Here is a 16,595-nt window from a genome sequence, read left to right on the forward strand (position 1 = left end):
GACGGGCGACCTCGCCGGCTCCGCCGGTTTGCTCAGCGTGACTCTCGCGCCAGCTCCGCGAGGACCAACCGCAGCACCTGCACCGCGCCGGCCTTGTCGAGCGGGTCGTTGCCGTTGCCGCACTTGGGGGACTGCACGCACGACGGGCACCCCCGCGGGCATTCGCACGCCTCGATGGCGCCGGCCGTCGCGCCGAGCCACGTGCGGGCCTTTCGAAAGCCCCGTTCGGCGAATCCCGCGCCGCCCGGATACCCGTCGTAGACGAAGACACTGGGCAGCCCGTCGGGCTCGGGTCCCACCGCGGTGGACAAGCCGCCGATGTCGCCGCGGTCGCAGCTGGCGACCAACGGCAGCAGCCCGATGGCCGCGTGCTCGGCCGCATGCAATGCCCCGGGAATCCGCGTGCCGTCAATACCGTTGCGCTGCAACGCATCCTCGGTGATGGTGTACATCACCGAGGTGGTGGCCAGCGTGTGCTCCGGCATGTCCAATTCGATGAAGTCGATCACCTCCCCGGAGAGCCGGCGGCGCAGATACCCCACCACCCGGTGCGTGACCCGAACCGGGACCAGCCCCAGCGTGACCGGACCGAAGGCCGAGCGCTCGCCGGTGCCGGTGACGGCGATGTCGGTGATCTCCCGCGCGAACGTCGCATAACCGGGGTCCTCGGCGTGGACGAAGGCGATGCCCTCCTCGGTGTCCAGCGAGTCCACCACGTAGCTGTCGCCTTGATGCAGGTACACCGCTCCCGGGTGCACCGAGACCGGTGCCTGGCCGACGCCGGCGCTGCCCAGCAACCGCCCGGTGTCGGTCTCCACGATGACGATCTGCCCGCCCACCGAGCCCCGGATGTCCACCGCGGCATGCGGTTCCAGACCGGGCACCGGAAAGTACTTGCCGCTTCGCCGCCGCAGCAGCCCGTCATCGACCAGGCCGTCCGCCACGTCGGTGGCGCCGAGTTCGCGGACCTCGACCTCGTCCAGCGGCAGTTCGGTTGCCGCGCAAAGCAATTGCGGACTCAGGATGTACGGGTTCCCGGGGTCGATGACGACCCGCTCGACCGGCTTGTCCAGCAGCGCGGCCGGGTTGTGCACCAGATACGTGTCCAGCGGATCGTCACGGGCGATCAGCACCACCAGCGCCCCCTGGCCGCGCCGTCCGGAGCGGCCGGCCTGCTGCCAGAACGAGGCGACGGTGCCGGGAAAACCGGCGAGCACCACCGCGTCCAACCCGGCGATGTCGACGCCCAGCTCCAACGCATTGGTGGTGGCCAGGCCGCGCAACCGGCCCTCGGCCAGGGCACGCTCCAGCGCGGTGCGGTCCTCCGCGAGATACCCGGCCCGATACGACGCCACCGTCCGGGAAAGCTCCGGGGCGATGTCGTCCAACCTCGCCTGGGCGCCCAGCGCGGTCAATTCCGCCGCGCGGCGCGACCGTACGAAGGTCAGGGTCTGGGCTCCCTCGGCGATCAGGTCGGCCATGACGCGCGCCGCCTCCGCACCCGCCGAGCGCCGCACCGGCGCGCCGTTCTCGCCAACCAGGTCGGCCCGCAGCGCGGGTTCCCACAGTGCCACGGTCCGCGCCCCCTGGGGTGAACCGTCTTCGGTGACCTCCTGAACCGGAAGCCCGATGAGCTCGGCGGCCGTCGCTCCCGGGGAATCCGTTGTCGCGCTGGCGAAGATCACCGTCGGCGCACTCGAATAGCGGGCGCACAACCGCAACAAGCGGCGCAGCACCATCGCCACATTGGAGCCGAACACCCCACGGTAGTAATGACATTCGTCGACCACCACGAAGCGAAGACCCCGCAACAGGACGGCCCAGCGGGCATGGTTGCGCAGGATCGACACATGGATCATGTCGGGGTTGGAGAACAACCAGCGGGAGCGCTCCCGCGCGAAGCGGCGCACCTCGGCGGGGCTGTCGCCGTCGTAGGCGGTGGGCGCCACCGCAAAACCGGGGTCATGCAGCCGCGGAACCGCCGCGGTCAGTGCGTGCGCGGCCCGCAGCTGGTCATGCCCCAGGGCCTTGGTCGGCGACAGGTAGAGCACCCGGGCCCGCGGATCGGTCGCCAGCGCGTTGAGGACGGGGAGCTGATAGGCCAGCGACTTGCCGGACGCGGTGCCGGTGCTCACCACCACATGGCGGCCCGCGTAGGCCAGGTCCGCGGCCGCGAACTGATGCGACCAGGGTGCGGCGATCCCGCGGTCGGCGAACGCCTTGACCACGTCGGGCTCGGCCCACGCCGGCCAATCGGCCGGCCGGCCGCCGCGCGGCGGCAGCTCGGCGACGTGGCGCAGCGGGCGTTCGTCCGTCGCGGTTCCGGCGAGCGCGGCGGCAAGCAGGTCACTGCCGAAACTCGCCATCTCACCCCGCTTGGCATCGCTGCCCGAATCGCACTTCACATCAGGCAAACACACAAGTCTGTCGCCGACGCGATGAACATGGTTGACTAATTGCGGTCGCAGCTTCTGTGTTCGTGTCAAACTTTCGCAGGATCGACGTTGCGGCCGCGGTTCCTGCGAGGTTAATCGGTCGGGTGAAGTTCCGGCGACTCAGCGAGGTATGGCGGTCGTACCAGGCCCGGGGCATCGAAAGGCGATGCCCCGCACCCAGAAGAAAAGGAAAGATCGAGAGATGCCACAGGGAACTGTGAAGTGGTTCAACGCGGAGAAGGGCTTTGGGTTCATTGCCCCCGAAGACGGTTCCGCGGATGTGTTTGTCCACTACACGGAGATCCAGGGTTCGGGCTTCCGCACCCTCGAAGAGAACCAGAAGGTCGAGTTCGAAATCGGCCACAGCCCTAAGGGCCCCCAGGCCACCGGAGTCCGCTCCCTGTAGAGGAGAGCAGACCTGAGACGGATACCCCCCGTGCAGCCCCCAGCGGGCCCCGCCGGGGGGTTTCCTCTTTGTTTCGGTTTCTTTCGGCTTTTGCGCCACGTGGGTGCCCGCCGCCGCCGCGCCGGTCGCCTCAAGACGCGGACGGGTGAGAGGGCCTACTGTCGGATGGCGTGAGCCAGCTTTCCTTCTTCACAGCGGAGTCGGTGCCGCCCGCGGTCGCCGATCTTTCCGGGGTGCTGGCGGCGTCCGGGCAGATCGTCACCGTCGGCGGTCCGGAGGCGCAGGGCGCGCGGCTGGCTCGGCTTTCCGTGGTCGTCGACGACGTATGGCGGGCCTCGGCGCTGGCGGACATGATCCGCGAGGCCGGGCTGGTGGCCGAGATCAGCCGGACCGACGAGGACACCCCGCTGGTGCGCACGGCGGTGGACCCGTCGCTGAGCACGCTGGCGGCCGAATGGACGCGCGGCGCGGTCAAGACCGTGCCGCCGCGCTGGCTGCCCGGGCCGCGGGAGCTGCGGGCGTGGACGCTGGCGGCCGGCAACCCGGAGGGCGAGCATTACCTGCTGGCGCTCGACCCGCACGCGCCCGACACTCACTCGCCGCTGGCGTCGGCGTTGATGCGCGTCGGGATCGCGCCCACCTTGATCGGCACCCGAGGCGGCCACCCGGCGCTGCGCATCACCGGCCGCCGCAGGCTATCGCGCCTGGTAGAGAACGTGGGGGAGCCGCCCGACGGCGCCGAGGCGCTGTCCCGGTGGCCGCGGGTTTAGCCGGCGGACAACGGGCGATTTTGCGCCGCGTTCTCGAGCGTCGGTTTGCGCAGGCCCGCCCGAGGGTGCGAAATTGTCAGGTGCCGCAGGGCGAAGGAACGGTCGCGTACCTGAATTTCACCGGAATTTTCGATGCCGACCTGTCATTCTTCCTGCAGGTGGTCTCGCAGGGGGGACCAATCAGGGATGGAGCGTAAGGGCAGTTGGCTGACCCGAAACTGAAGGACAGCGCCGGCGGCGGCAACGGAAGCCGCCGGCGACTTGTGATTGTCGAGTCGCCTACCAAGGCGCGCAAACTGGCCGGCTACCTGGGGTCCAGCTACATCGTCGAGTCGTCCCGCGGTCACATTCGGGACCTGCCCCGCGCCGCGGCCGACGTGCCCGCCAAGTACAAGTCGGAGCCGTGGGCCAGGCTGGGCGTGAACGTCGACCACGACTTCGAACCGCTCTACATCATCAGCCCCGAGAAGAAGAGCACCGTCACCGAACTCAAGGGCCTGCTCAAGGACGTCGACGAGCTCTATCTCGCCACGGATGGTGACCGTGAGGGCGAAGCCATCGCCTGGCACCTGCTGGAGACCCTCAAGCCCAACATTCCGGTCAAGCGGATGGTGTTCCACGAGATCACCGAGCCGGCGATCCTGGAGGCCGCCGAGAATCCCCGCGACCTCGATATCGATCTGGTCGACGCGCAGGAGACCCGCCGCATCCTCGACCGCCTGTACGGCTACGAGGTCAGCCCGGTGCTGTGGAAGAAGGTCGCGCCCAAGCTGTCGGCGGGCCGGGTCCAGTCGGTGGCCACCCGGATCATCGTGCAGCGCGAACGTGACCGCATGGCGTTTCGCAGCGCGTCCTACTGGGACATCGTGGCCCAGCTGGACGCCAGCGTGTCCGACCCGCAGGCGTCGCCGCCCACCTTCACCGCCCGGCTGACCAACGTCGACGGCCTGCGCGTGGCCGCCGGCCGCGACTTCGACTCGCTGGGGCAGCTGCGCAAGGCCGACGAGGTCACCATCCTCGACGAAGCGAGCGCGACCGAGTTGGCCGCCGGGCTGCGCGGCGCCCAGCTGTCCGTCGCCTCGGTGGAGGAAAAGCCTTACACGCGACGGCCGTACGCGCCGTTCATGACGTCGACGCTGCAGCAGGAGGCCGGCCGCAAGCTGCGGTTCTCCTCGGAGCGCACCATGAGCATCGCCCAGCGGCTCTACGAGAACGGCTACATCACCTATATGCGTACCGACTCGACCACGCTGTCGCAGTCGGCGATCAACGCCGCGCGCAACCAGGCGCGTCAGCTCTACGGCGAGGAGTACGTCTCGCCATCCCCGCGCCAGTACACCCGCAAGGTGAAGAACGCCCAGGAGGCGCACGAGGCGATCCGGCCCGCCGGCGAGACGTTCGCCACCCCGGACGCGGTGCGCCGTGAGCTCGACGGCGACGAATTCCGGCTCTACGAGCTGATCTGGCAACGCACGGTGGCCTCGCAGATGGCCGACGCGCGCGGTACCACGCTGAGCCTGCGGATCGGGGGCCGTTCCGGGGACAGGCAAGTGGTGTTCTCCGCCAGCGGTCGCACCATCACGTTCGCGGGCTTCCTCAAGGCCTACGTGGAGACGGTGGACGAGTTGGCCGGCGGCGAGGCCGACGACGCCGAGAGCCGGCTGCCGCAGCTCACCCAGGGCCAGCGGCTGGACGCCATCGAGCTCACGCCCGACGGCCACGCCACCAACCCGCCGGCGCGCTACACCGAGGCGTCGTTGGTCAAGGCGCTCGAGGAGTTGGGCATCGGCCGCCCGTCGACGTATTCGTCGATCATCAAGACGATCCAGGACCGTGGCTACGTGCACAAGAAGGGCAGCGCCCTGGTGCCCTCGTGGGTCGCGTTCGCCGTAACCGGTTTGTTGGAGCAGCATTTCGGCCGGCTGGTCGACTACGACTTCACCGCCGCGATGGAGGACGAGCTCGATGCGATCGCCTCGGGTCAGGAGCGGCGCACCGACTGGCTCAACAACTTCTACTTCGGCGGCGAGCACGGGGTGGCCGACTCGGTGGCCCGATCCGGCGGCCTGAAGAAGCTCGTCGGCGTCAACCTGGAAGGCATCGACGCTCGAGAAGTCAACTCCATCAGGCTCTTTGACGACGAGCAGGGGCGTCCCGTCTACGTCCGGGTGGGCAAGAACGGGCCGTACCTGGAGCGCATGGTGACCGGCGACCCCGATGATCCCAGCGGCGAGCCAAAGCCGCAGCGGGCCAACCTCAACGACTCGCTGACCCCCGACGAATTGACCCTCGAGCTGGCCGAGCAGCTGTTCGCCACGCCGCAGGAGGGACGGGTGCTGGGTGTGGACCCGGCAACCGGCCACGAAATCGTCGCCAAGGACGGGCGATACGGCCCGTACGTGGCCGAGGTCCTGCCCGAGCCGCCGCCCGGGGACGACGACGGCAGCGCCACACCCGCGAAGAAGGGCAAGAAGCCCACCGGTCCCAAACCCCGCACCGGGTCGCTGCTGCGCACCATGGACTTGCAGACGGTCACGCTCGAGGATGCGCTGCGGCTGCTCTCGCTGCCCCGGGTGGTCGGCGTCGACCCCGAGTCCGGCGAGGAGATCACCGCGCAGAACGGCCGCTACGGCCCATACCTGAAGCGCGGCACCGATTCTCGTTCGCTGGCCACCGAGGAGCAGATGTTCGACATCACCCTCGAGGAAGCGCTGAAGATCTACGCCGAGCCCAAACGCCGCGGCCGCCAGGGCGCCGCCGCGCCGCCGCTGCGTGAGCTGGGCGCCGATCCGGCGACGGGCAAGCCGATGGTGATCAAGGACGGCCGGTTCGGGCCGTACGTCACCGACGGCGAGACGAACGCGAGCCTGCGCAAGGGCGACGACGTGCTGTCGATCACCGACGAGCGGGCCGCCGAACTGCTGGCCGACCGCCGGGCCCGCGGTCCGGCGAAGCGCCCCGCCAAGAAGGCCGCCCGCAAGTCACCGGCCAAGAAGTCGGCGGCCAAAAAGACCGCCAAGCGCAGTTAGCTGCTTACGTCGCTGGAAACCTCTTGCGGCGCAACCAATTCCGGGGCAGCTAGCTTTACCGGTCGGGCCAGCTGGGTGGGCGCCCTGCGGCCGCGCAGCTCGACCACCTCGCCGACATCCCAGCACAACGCCTCGGCATCCAGCGCGCCGCTGACGGCGATCGCCGACGCGAGCACGTGGCCGGGCTCGAGTTTGGCCAGCTCGGTCAGCCGGGCGGCCTCGTTGACCGGGTCGCCGATCACCGTGTACTCGAAGCGGGCCTGCGCACCGATGTGGCCGGCGATGGCCCGACCGGACGACACCCCGATGCCGAACTCCGCCGAACCGATCACCGGGAGCAACTCGTCGTGCAATTCCCGGGCGGCGGCCAGCGCCCCGCCCGGTGAGTCGGGGTGCTCGATCGGCGCGCCGAAGATGGCCAGCGCCGCGTCACCCTGGAACTTGTTGACGAAACCGCCGTGGCGGCCAACGGTGTCCACCACCACCCGGAAGAACTCGTTGAGCAGGTGGACGACCTCGGCGGGCGGCCGGGTGGAAGCCAGCTGGGTGGAGCCGACCAGGTCCACGAACAGCACCGCGACGTCGCGCTCCTGGCCGCCCAGCTCGGTGCCGCGCTCCAGCGCGCGGCGGGCGACGTCCTCCCCGACGTAGCGGCCGAACAGGTCGCGCAGCCGCTGCCGCTCGGACAGGTCGCGCACCATGTCGTTGAAGCCCGCCTGCAGCAGGCCCAGCTCGCTGGCGTCGTAGATCTGCATGTGCGCGTTGTAGTTTCCGCGCTGCACCTCGCTCAAAGCCCAGCGCAGCTGGCGCAGCGGATCGGCGATCGACATGGCCACCAGCAGGGTGCTGATCAGCCCGACGCCCAGCGCGGTCAGCGCCAGTAACAGGATGGGGTTGAACAAGCTCTCCGGCGCGGCATGCAGCAGCGAGGCCTTGTCGGCGACCACGGCCAACACGATCGCCATCAGCGGCACCGCCGTCGAGAGCATCCAGGTCAGGATCTGGCGCAGGATGACGCCGGGCGCCTTGACGTTCTCGGGCACCCCGCTGCGCAGGGCGGCGACCGCCACCGGCCGCAGCACCCGCTCGGATTGCAGATAGCCGATGATCGCGGTGGCCGCGGCTCCCAGCGCGGTGGCGACCGAGACGACGGGCGCCGCGAACTTGGCCACCGACCAGCTGGCCACGATGAACACCACGCCGCCGATGCACCAGTACACGACGGTGCTCAGGGTGCGGTAGTAGGGCATGCGCAGCGCGCGGCTGCGGGCGAGTTCGGTCGCGACCGGATCGGTCTCGGCGAGCATGTTGTCGCGGCGCTGCCAGCGGAAGACCGGCATCAGCAGCTTGAGGTTGACCACGACGCCGACGAGGAACAGGACGACCAAGGAGGTCGCGAAGATCGCCAGGTTGAGCGTCGGCAGGTCCTGCAGTTCGATACGGTCCTGCGGTGGCAGGCCGTAGCGCAGGAAGCCGAGCACGAACAGCGCGCCGATGATGTCGGCTTGCAGCATGCTCAGCGCGAACAGCGGCCACGGGGTGCGCACCACCCATCGGACGAATGCGCTGATCCGCCCCGGTAGTGCCGCCGCCGATGTCACGAACCCACCGTATCGGGCTGCGGCGACGTCCCGGAAACTTAATAACGATCTCGGCAGGTCGCGCGGGGGCCCCGAGGGCCGCAAAGGTCACGGAATGGTCGCGGTACGGTAGCCGATCGGTATCTGTCGGCCTCGCTGTCTACTGTTACCGGTGATGTCCGGGGTGTTTGCGCGGCTGGTAGGCCAAGACGCGGTGACGGCCGAGCTGCTCGCCGCCGCCAAAGCCTCGCGCGGTGACCCAGCCCACAGCGATGCGGGCGCCGGGACTATGACACATGCGTGGCTGATCACCGGCCCGCCGGGTTCGGGGCGCTCGGTGGCGGCGCTGTGCTTCGCGGCCGCGCTGCAGTGCACCTCCGCCGTTGAAGACGGGGGGCCGGGCTGCGGGCGCTGCCACGCGTGCGCGACGACCATGGCCGGCACCCACGCCGACGTGCGCCGGGTGATTCCCGAGGGCCTGTCCATCGGCGTCGACGAGATGCGCGCGATCGTGCAGATCGCGTCGCGGCGCCCGGCCACCGGCAATCGGCAGATCGTGGTGATCGAGGACGCCGACCGGCTGACCGAGGGCGCCGCCAACGCGCTGCTGAAGGTGGTCGAGGAACCGCCACCGTCGACGGTGTTCCTGCTGTGCGCGCCGTCGGTGGACCCCGAGGACATCGCGATCACGTTGCGGTCCCGGTGCCGGCACGTGGCGCTGGTGACGCCTTCGACCGAGGCGATCGCGCACGTGCTGGTGGACAGCGACGGCCTGAGTCCCGAGACCGCGGACTGGGCGGCGTCGGTCAGCGGCGGCCACGTGGGCCGGGCCCGCCGGCTGGCCACCGACCCGGAGGCCCGGCAGCGGCGCGAGCGGGCGCTGGGACTGGTGCGCGACGCCGCGACCCCGTCGCGGGCCTACGCCGCCGCCGAGGAGTTGGTGGCCGCGGCCGAAGCCGAGGCGGTGGTGCTGACCGCGGACCGCGCCGAGGCCGAGACAGAGGAGCTGCGCACGGCCCTCGGCGCCGGTGGCACCGGAAAGGGCACCGCGGGCGCGATGCGCGGTGCGGCCGGGGCGATCAAAGACCTTGAGCGGCGGCAGAAGTCGCGCCAGACCAGGGCCTCGCGCGACGCGCTGGACCGGGCGCTGATCGACCTGGCGACCTATTTCCGGGATGCGCTGATGGCCTCCGCCCTGGACGCGGGAGCCGGGGCGGTGCGGGCCAACCATCCGGATATGGCCGAGAAGGTCGCGGCGCTGGCGGCCCATGCCCCGCCCGATCGGCTGCTGCGCTGCATCGAGGCGGTCCTCGAATGCCGCGAGGCGCTGGCGATCAACGTCAAGCCCAAGTTCGCCGTCGACGCCATGGTCGCGACGATCGGTCAGGAACTGCGCACCCAGGAACCGCGCGATTGATTTCGTGGTGCCCGCCCGCCTGCCGTAGACTCGTGCCGCCCGCGCGAGGGCACGCCGCCTTAGCTCAGTCGGTAGAGCGATTCACTCGTAATGAATAGGTCAGGAGTTCGATTCTCCTAGGCGGCTCCATTACTTCCCTGCTCAGCCCGGGGCCAGAAAACCCACCGGACCCGACGCGATGCACAACGCCAGCGCCGCGGTGTTGGCCCGCACGGTGATCGCGTCCCCGGCGCCCGGCAGGCGCGCGAACACCCGGTTGAGTCCCGGATGCACCGGCACTTTGACCTCGGGCCCCTGCGTCATCGACAACAGCATCGACCCGTCGCTGTTGGCCAGGTAGTTCAGTTCGATGGTCCAGTCGGCGGGTAGCAGCGGCCCGTCGAGGACCAGGCGCGCCGGTTTGTCCGGTTGCGCGAAATAGCCGCAGCGCGGCATCGGCCCCGGCGCGATGGTACGAACCCAGGTCACCCGCGCCTTGATCAGGTGACCGGAGCTGTCCAGCATGCGCAATTGCGTTGTCGCGGGCGCGAATTCGGGCCTATCCCGCAGCAGGGCGAACATGTGGCTGGACAGATTCTCCGGTGCGGCCACCCGTTGCAGCACCAGCGGATCGACCTCCTGGTCAAGCAGCGGCGCGTCCGCGGCGGCATGGGCCGCGGCCAGAGAGGCCCGAGCGTTCTGCAGATAGGGCTGAGCCGGGTTGTCGCGCCAGCTGGTCAAAAACGTGGCCGTCGAGTACAGGCTGCTCGCCACGAACAACACCGCCAGACCCGCGGCCGCCGCCGCGCGTTTCGGCGACGCGTCGAGCCAGGCCGGCCCGGCCGGCCGGTTCGGGGCGCACAGCGCGACGGCGGCCAGCAGCGCCAGCACGACGACGAGATCCGGGAAATACCGCAGGGTCTGCGCGAGCTCCAGCGCGGTCTGCTTCGACGAGCGCATCAGATAGATCGGCACCTGGCAGGCCACGGCGTAGCCGGCGGCGGTCGCCCACACCGGCCCGATGCGCCGCTTGCGCGCCAGCGACACCGCCAGCACGCCGGCCAGCACCAGCCAGCCCAGCGCCATCACCGACGGCGGGGGCGTGGCCCACGGCGACGCCGGCGCCCACCGGTCCCAGTGCCAGGGCCCGCCGGCCAGCCCGGGCACGATGCCGTGCGTGATCGATCGCGCCAGCAACCGCGCCGTCATCGACAGGTCGGAACTCCACCGCTGCTGATTGACCACGCCCAGATAGAGGGCCACCCAGGCGGCGGTGAGCGCCAGCGCCGCGGTCCACAACCGCGCCCCGGCCCGCCACACCGTCGCCAGCGCCGACCGCAGGCTCCCGTCACCGGTCACGTGGCACAGCAGCGCGGCCACCGCGAACGCGACGAACGGGATCACCGCGGCCTTCTCGAAGAACAGCAGCCCGCCGAAGTAGACCAGCACCCCGGTCACCGCGTAGCGCCGATCGCCGGTGCGCACCAGCAGGACGGCGTCGGCGCAGACCCAGGCCAGCGCCGCCAGCATCGGCAGCGAGTTCAGCGCCGCCGCCCACCAGGCGAATCCGGGCACGCCGAGCGGCGTGAACAACGCGAACGTCAACGGGATCAGCAGCACCGGCCGCCAGCCGAGGATGGCGTGCAGCGCGCGCAACAACGCCAGCGACGCCAGCAGTTGCAGCACCACCAGGCTGACCGCCGGCCACGTCCAGTCCAGCGGCGCCAGCCGGATGATGGTGCCCGCGAGCAGAAATGCCCCCGGCATCACGTGGCCGTCGTGATCGTGGAACAGATACGACGGCGCGAGCAGGTGATGCGTGCCGGCCTTGCCGATCAGAATCAGGTCGTCCCAATAGAAGTAGCCCCCGAACGCCAGCGCCGCGCGGACCGCCAGCTGCACCGCGATGAGCGCCGCGGCCGCCGCCGCTATGTATGGTGGGCCGGTGCGTGCACTGGTTACCGGGGCAGCCGGATTCATCGGCTCGACGCTAGTCGACCGTCTGTTGGCCGACGGCCACGCGGTGGTGGGGCTGGACAACTTCGCGTCCGGCCGCGCGGGCAACCTCGAGCACCTGGCCGACAATCCGGCGCATGTCTTCGTCGAGGCCGACATCGTGACCGCCGATCTGGAGGCCATCCTCGACGAGCACCGCCCGGAGGTGGTGTTCCACCTGGCCGCCCAGATCGACGTGCGGCACTCGGTGGCCGACCCGCAGTTCGACGCCTCGGTCAACGTGATCGGCACGGTGCGCCTGGCCGAGGCCGCGCGCAGGACGGGGGTGCGCAAGGTGGTGCACACCTCCTCGGGCGGCTCCATCTACGGCGTCCCGCCGCGGTACCCGACCGGTGAGGACGCCCCCACCGATCCTGCGTCGCCCTATGCCGCGGGGAAGGTGGCCGGCGAGATCTACCTGAACACCTTCCGCCACCTGTACGGGCTGGACTGCTCGCACATCGCGCCGGCCAATGTCTACGGGCCCCGCCAGGACCCGCACGGGGAAGCGGGCGTGGTGGCGATCTTCGCCCAGGCGCTGCTATCGGGTAAGCCCACCAAGGTTTTCGGCGACGGCAGCAACACCCGCGACTACGTTTTCGTCGACGACGTGGTCGACGCCTTCGTCAAGGCGTCCGGAGACGCCGGTGGCGGGCAGCGCTTCAACATCGGCACCGGGGTCGAAACCTCGGACCGGCAACTGCATTCGGCGGTGGCCGCCGCGGTCGGGGGCCCCGACGACCCGGAGTTCGCGCCGCCGCGACTCGGCGACCTCAAGCGATCCTGTCTCGACATCGGTTCTGCGGCACAGGTTTTGGGTTGGCGGCCGAAGGTCGAGCTCGCCGAGGGCGTGCGCCGCACGGTGGACTACTTCCGGCGGACGCACACCGGCTAGCCCGCTTCGGGCGCCTGGGCGGAATCCATCGCGATCGCCCGGGCCAGCCGCGCGTAACGCAGCTCCAGGTCCTTGAACCGCATGTAGGTACTGAGCGTGGTGAAGCAGAACGCCATGATCAGCGCGTAGAGCATCAGGTCGGTGCCGCGGCGCACCCCGAACCATTGCGCCACGACGGTGGTGTCGTCGGGTCGCAGCACGGCGTAGATGCCGGCCAGCACGAACACCACGTAGCCGACCTTGACCCAGGCCCGGGACCGCGCGTTGCGGCGCGAGCGCAGCAGATACACCAGCAGCGCGACGATCGATCCGATCAGGAGCACCTGGATCCAGTTCATCTTCCGGTCCTTTCATGTCGGATCATTTTGGAATCCTCCCCCGCAGGAATCCGTCGAAAATGATGTTGACGCCGTTGAGCAGCGGCTGGCCCTTCGACCTCGAATACTCGGTGTAGAGCACCTCGATCGGTTCTTCGGCGACGCGCCAATGGTTTTCGTCGATCAGCATGATGAACTCGTTCGCGTGGCTCATGCCGCTCATCGTGATGTTCAGGCCGTCGGCGACCTTCTTGTTGAACACCCGCAGCCCGTTGTTGGTGTCGGTCAGGCCAAGCCGGCGACCGCGCCGGCTCAACCGCGCGGCGGTCTGCAGCACGATCCGTTTCAGCAACGGCGGCCGGGCGACCTGCTGGGTGCCGAACCGGGTGCCGATGACCACGTCGACGTCCCCGGCGCGCAGCCGGTCGACCATCGCGGCCAGGTCCTTGACCCGATGCTGGCCGTCGGCGTCGAACGTCGCGAAAATCTGGGCCCCCGGCTGCTTGCGGGCGTACTCGACGCCGGTCTGAATGGCCGCGCCCTGCCCGAGGTTGATGGGGTGGCGGACCAGGTGGGCCCCCGCCCGCCGGGCGATCTCACCGGTGCCGTCGGCGCTGCCGTCGTCCACGCAGACGACGTGGTCGAACACCGAGCGGACGTCGGCTATCACCTCGCCGATGACAGCTGCTTCGTTGAAGGCGGGAATGACGACCCAGACGACCGAATATTGCGTTTCCGTACCCATCTAAGCCCACAAGGTACACGCTGGTGCAGGCCAGATCAGCCCGATGCGCGTCCGGCGCGCGACAGCGCCACCAGATGGACGCCGATGCCGACCAACGGCCCGCACAGCAGGCCGACCACGGTTCGGGTCTGCAGGGACAGCGGCAGCAACAGCAGCAGACCCGACGCGACCGTCGCGCCGACCCAACCCAGCGAGTAGGCGCGGTGCAGCGCGGCGGCCACCGCGGCGGCGCCGGTCAGCGTCAGCATGGCGATCGCCACCGCGGCCCCGGTCAGCCACGCCAGCAGGGCGCTGCTGGCGTGGTACTGGGGCCCGAAGGCGAATCGCAACAGCCAGGGGCCGACCGCGCCCGCGGCCAGCACCCCGACCGCGCCGATCGCCGCGACGATCCCGGCCGGGGCGATCAGCGCACGCACCCGGTCGCTGCGCTCGTCGACGAAATGCGCAATCAGGTTGCCCTGCATGGCAGTCAGCGGCACCAGCAGTGGCGCGCGGGTCAACGTGACGGCCAGGATGATCACCCCGCCCTCGGCGCCGAGCTCGGCGCTGGTGAGCTTCAGCAGCACCGGAAAACCCATCACCAGGATGGCGCTGGCGCCGGCCGCGGTGATCGAATGCGCGGCGCCCCGCAGAAACCTCGCGGTGCCGCCCGGGGTGAGCAGGCGGGCGGCGGCGCGGGTGGCGGGCGAGGCCACCAGCAGGATCAGCCAGGCGAGCGCGCCGGCGACCGTCGCCCAGAGGAAGCCGGTCAGATGCCAGCCCAGCACCACGGTGGCCGCCGCGATCGCGACCCGGATGACCGCGTCGGTCACCATCAGCGCCCCGTACTGGGTCCACTGATTGATTCCGGCCAGCATGCCTAGCAGGGTGGTGTGCACACAGAAGCCGGCCAGCCCGACGCTGAGCAACGCTACCGACAGCCAGCGGTCTTCGACGAAAACCCGCCCGCTCCACAACGGCGCGGTCCCCGCGATCACGACGGCCGCGGCCACGCCGATCAGCGCGGCGACCCGCAGCGGGTGGGTGCGCTTGACCGGCGCGACCTCCAGGTACGGCCCCCCAATTGAGCAAGCGCGGATCTCGCGGGTGGTTTCTTGGAGCAGGCCGAACGCGGCGCCGCTGACCAGCCCGAAGGCCCCCCAGAACACCCCGAACACCGAGAAGCCGCTGGGCGCCAGGTCGCGGGCCGCCAGGTAGATCACGCCGTAGCCGCACAGCGCGGTCACGGCGGTGGCGGTGCCGACGCGGGCCATGGCGCCGCGCGCCACCGGCCCCTGTGACGCGCTGATTTCGGTCATCGGGGCAGCGCTTTCAGCGGACCGCGCCGATGTATCGCCACAATTTGAAAATAGTAAGTGTCCGCAACCGATAGCCCGGCGCCGCGACCGGGTTCGCTAGTGTGAGCGGCTGTCGGAAAGGACCTATGGCCGCCTACCGCGTCTTCGGCATCTCGTTGTTGCTCACCGTGGTGGCCCTTGTGCTGGGGTATGCGCACGGCGGCCTCGAGGACCTTTTCCTGCTGCTGGTGTTGGCCGTCCTCGAGGTGTCGCTGTCGTTCGACAACGCCATCATCAACGCCGCGATCCTGAAGCGGATGAGCCCGTTTTGGCGGCAGATGTTTTTGACCGTCGGGATTCTCATCGCGGTGTTCGGGATGCGTTTGTTGTTCCCGTTGGTGATCGTGTGGGCCACCGCGGGGATCGGGCCGGTTCGCGCGCTGGAACTGGCGCTGCATCCGCCGCCGCACGGCGCGCTGGAGTTTCCGGACGGCTCGCCGAGCTACGAGAAGATGATCCTCTCCGCCCATCCGCAGATCGCGGCGTTCGGTGGGATGTTCCTGTTGATGCTGTTCCTGGATTTCGTCTTCCATGACCGAGACATCAAGTGGCTCAAGTGGATTGAGGTCCCCTTCGCCCGCATCGGGCGACTCGGTCAGGTGTCGGTGGTGGTGGCCGGCGCCACGCTGGTGCTGGTCGGCTCGCGGTTGACGCATTCGGCCGACGAGCGTGCCACGGTGCTGACCGCCGGAGTGCTGGGCTTGGTGACCTACCTGGTGGTCAACGGGTTGAGCCGCGCGTTCCGCCCGGCCGACGTCGAGGGCATGACGGCCGGCGAGGCGGTCGGTAAGGCGGGGTTCACCCTGTTCCTCTACCTCGAGGTTCTCGACGCCGCGTTCTCGTTCGACGGGGTCACCGGCGCCTTCGCGATCACCTCGGACCCGATCGTCATCGCGCTCGGGCTCGGACTGGTGGGCTCCATGTTCGTGCGGTCCATCACCATCTATCTGGTCAAGCAGGAAACCCTGGACCGGTACGTGTACCTGGAACACGGCGCGCACTGGGCCATCGGCGCGCTGGCCGTGATCATGCTGGGATCCATCGACCCTGGCCTGCAGGTCCCCGAAGCGGTCACCGCCTCGGTCGGGGTGGTCTTCATCGGAGCGGCGCTGGGCTGGAGCCTGCTGCGCAACCGGCGCAGGGCCGGTGCGGTCGCTAGTGCCCCTCGGTCTTGAACCGCTCCACCGAGCGCTGAATCTCGGCCTCGGCCTCCGCGCGACCAACCCAGTCCGCCGCCTTGACGAACTTGCCCGGCTCCAGGTCCTTGTAGTGCACGAAGAAGTGCTTGATCACGTCGAGCTCGAACTCGGGCACGTCGCCGATGTCCTGGACGTGGTCCCAGCGGTGGTCGCCGGCCGGCACGCACAAAACCTTGTCGTCGCCGCCCTTTTCGTCGGTCATCCGGAACATGCCCACCGGACGGGCCTCCACGATCACCCCGGGAAACACCGACTGCGGCAGCAGCACCATGGCGTCCAGCGGGTCGCCGTCCTCGCCGAGGGTGTCCTCGATGAAGCCGTAGTCGGTCGGGTAGCCCATCGCGGTGTACAGGTAGCGGTCCAGACGCACCCGACCGGTCTCGTGATCGATCTCGTATTTGTTCCGCTGGCCCTTCAGGATCTCGATGGTCACGTCGAATTCCACCGCGTCGGCTCCTTGTCTGGGTGTCTGCATGGGCAGGCCAATTTTG

13 protein-coding genes and 1 tRNA gene are annotated in these 16,595 nt (G+C 69.6%); 7 read left to right on the forward strand and 7 right to left on the reverse strand.

Annotated features, from left to right (window positions below):
• Positions 1–32: 32 nt before the first annotated feature.
• Positions 33–2,366, reverse strand: a complete 2,334-nt coding sequence (locus AC0KTM_RS27100) for a DEAD/DEAH box helicase (protein ID WP_225326182.1) — start codon at positions 2,364–2,366, stop codon at positions 33–35.
• Positions 2,367–2,637: 271 nt separating this feature from the next.
• Here AC0KTM_RS27100 and cspA point away from each other — a divergent pair, with 271 nt between their 5' ends.
• The 3 genes from cspA to topA all read left to right on the forward strand — a co-directional run bounded on the left by cspA (position 2,638) and on the right by topA (position 6,640).
• Positions 2,638–2,841 carry a cold shock protein CspA gene (cspA, locus tag AC0KTM_RS27105; protein WP_007772268.1) on the forward strand — a complete coding sequence of 68 codons (204 nt, stop codon included), beginning with the start codon at positions 2,638–2,640 and terminating at the stop codon, positions 2,839–2,841.
• A gap of 170 nt (positions 2,842–3,011) precedes the next feature.
• Positions 3,012–3,611 (forward strand): hypothetical protein, encoded by a 600-nt coding sequence (locus AC0KTM_RS27110; RefSeq protein WP_225326183.1) that lies wholly within the window; start codon positions 3,012–3,014, stop codon positions 3,609–3,611.
• Between the two features lie 203 nt (positions 3,612–3,814).
• Positions 3,815–6,640: a type I DNA topoisomerase gene (gene topA, locus AC0KTM_RS27115; protein ID WP_225326184.1), complete on the forward strand. Its 2,826-nt coding sequence runs from the start codon at positions 3,815–3,817 to the stop codon at positions 6,638–6,640.
• Here topA and AC0KTM_RS27120 read toward each other — a convergent pair.
• Entirely contained in the window at positions 6,637–8,298 is a 1,662-nt protein-coding gene (locus AC0KTM_RS27120) for an adenylate/guanylate cyclase domain-containing protein (RefSeq protein ID WP_238957262.1), read from the reverse strand. The two genes, topA and AC0KTM_RS27120, sit on opposite strands and share 4 nt — an antisense overlap.
• A gap of 97 nt (positions 8,299–8,395) precedes the next feature.
• Between AC0KTM_RS27120 and AC0KTM_RS27125 the strand changes: the two genes are divergently transcribed.
• Positions 8,396–9,637: a DNA polymerase III subunit delta' gene (locus AC0KTM_RS27125; RefSeq protein WP_238955635.1), complete on the forward strand. Its 1,242-nt coding sequence runs from the start codon at positions 8,396–8,398 to the stop codon at positions 9,635–9,637.
• 53 nt (positions 9,638–9,690) lie between these two features.
• Positions 9,691–9,766: transfer RNA gene (locus AC0KTM_RS27130), tRNA-Thr, on the forward strand.
• 12 nt (positions 9,767–9,778) lie between these two features.
• Here the strand turns inward: AC0KTM_RS27130 and AC0KTM_RS27135 are convergent.
• Entirely contained in the window at positions 9,779–11,596 is a 1,818-nt protein-coding gene (locus AC0KTM_RS27135) for a hypothetical protein (protein ID WP_238955636.1), read from the reverse strand.
• On the opposite strand from AC0KTM_RS27135, the gene AC0KTM_RS27140 reads away from it, so the two are divergent.
• Positions 11,562–12,506: an NAD-dependent epimerase/dehydratase family protein gene (locus tag AC0KTM_RS27140; RefSeq protein WP_238955637.1), complete on the forward strand. Its 945-nt coding sequence runs from the start codon at positions 11,562–11,564 to the stop codon at positions 12,504–12,506. The two genes, AC0KTM_RS27135 and AC0KTM_RS27140, sit on opposite strands and share 35 nt — an antisense overlap.
• Here AC0KTM_RS27140 and AC0KTM_RS27145 read toward each other — a convergent pair.
• From AC0KTM_RS27145 to AC0KTM_RS27155, 3 genes are read right to left on the reverse strand one after another with little or no spacing between them, the layout of a single operon-like run.
• The gene (locus tag AC0KTM_RS27145) at positions 12,503–12,844 is read right to left on the reverse strand and encodes a DUF2304 domain-containing protein (protein ID WP_064940286.1); all 342 of its coding nucleotides are present in this window, start codon (positions 12,842–12,844) and stop codon (positions 12,503–12,505) included. The genes AC0KTM_RS27140 and AC0KTM_RS27145 overlap by 4 nt on opposite strands.
• A 22-nt stretch (positions 12,845–12,866) precedes the next feature.
• Positions 12,867–13,568: a glycosyltransferase family 2 protein gene (locus AC0KTM_RS27150; RefSeq protein ID WP_238955638.1), complete on the reverse strand. Its 702-nt coding sequence runs from the start codon at positions 13,566–13,568 to the stop codon at positions 12,867–12,869.
• A 35-nt stretch (positions 13,569–13,603) separates the two neighbouring features.
• Positions 13,604–14,866, reverse strand: a complete 1,263-nt coding sequence (locus AC0KTM_RS27155) for a polysaccharide biosynthesis protein (RefSeq protein ID WP_225326189.1) — start codon at positions 14,864–14,866, stop codon at positions 13,604–13,606.
• A gap of 125 nt (positions 14,867–14,991) precedes the next feature.
• Between AC0KTM_RS27155 and AC0KTM_RS27160 the strand changes: the two genes are divergently transcribed.
• Positions 14,992–16,080 (forward strand): DUF475 domain-containing protein, encoded by a 1,089-nt coding sequence (locus tag AC0KTM_RS27160; protein WP_472417213.1) that lies wholly within the window; start codon positions 14,992–14,994, stop codon positions 16,078–16,080.
• On the opposite strand, the gene AC0KTM_RS27165 is transcribed toward AC0KTM_RS27160, so the two are convergent.
• Positions 16,061–16,549, reverse strand: coding sequence for an inorganic diphosphatase (locus tag AC0KTM_RS27165; protein ID WP_225326320.1), 489 nt, complete (start codon positions 16,547–16,549; stop codon positions 16,061–16,063). The two genes, AC0KTM_RS27160 and AC0KTM_RS27165, sit on opposite strands and share 20 nt — an antisense overlap.
• Between the last annotated feature and the right edge of the window lie 46 nt (positions 16,550–16,595).

The sequence above is a fragment of the Mycobacterium sp. NTMscope_Eco_3 genome, assembly GCF_976985685.1.

Bases quoted from the DNA above. Each gene is read 5' to 3' on its own strand.
- cspA (WP_007772268.1), top strand. From the start codon at position 2,638: ATGCCACAGGGAACTGTGAAGTGGTTCAACGCGGAGAAGGGCTTTGGG.
- AC0KTM_RS27100 (WP_225326182.1), bottom strand. From the start codon at position 2,366: ATGGCGAGTTTCGGCAGTGACCTGCTTGCCGCCGCGCTCGCCGGAACC.
- AC0KTM_RS27125 (WP_238955635.1), top strand. From the start codon at position 8,396: ATGTCCGGGGTGTTTGCGCGGCTGGTAGGCCAAGACGCGGTGACGGCC.
- AC0KTM_RS27135 (WP_238955636.1), bottom strand. From the start codon at position 11,596: ATGAATCCGGCTGCCCCGGTAACCAGTGCACGCACCGGCCCACCATAC.
- AC0KTM_RS27150 (WP_238955638.1), bottom strand. From the start codon at position 13,568: ATGGGTACGGAAACGCAATATTCGGTCGTCTGGGTCGTCATTCCCGCC.
- AC0KTM_RS27160 (WP_472417213.1), top strand. From the start codon at position 14,992: ATGGCCGCCTACCGCGTCTTCGGCATCTCGTTGTTGCTCACCGTGGTG.
- AC0KTM_RS27145 (WP_064940286.1), bottom strand. From the start codon at position 12,844: ATGAACTGGATCCAGGTGCTCCTGATCGGATCGATCGTCGCGCTGCTG.
- AC0KTM_RS27155 (WP_225326189.1), bottom strand. From the start codon at position 14,866: ATGACCGAAATCAGCGCGTCACAGGGGCCGGTGGCGCGCGGCGCCATG.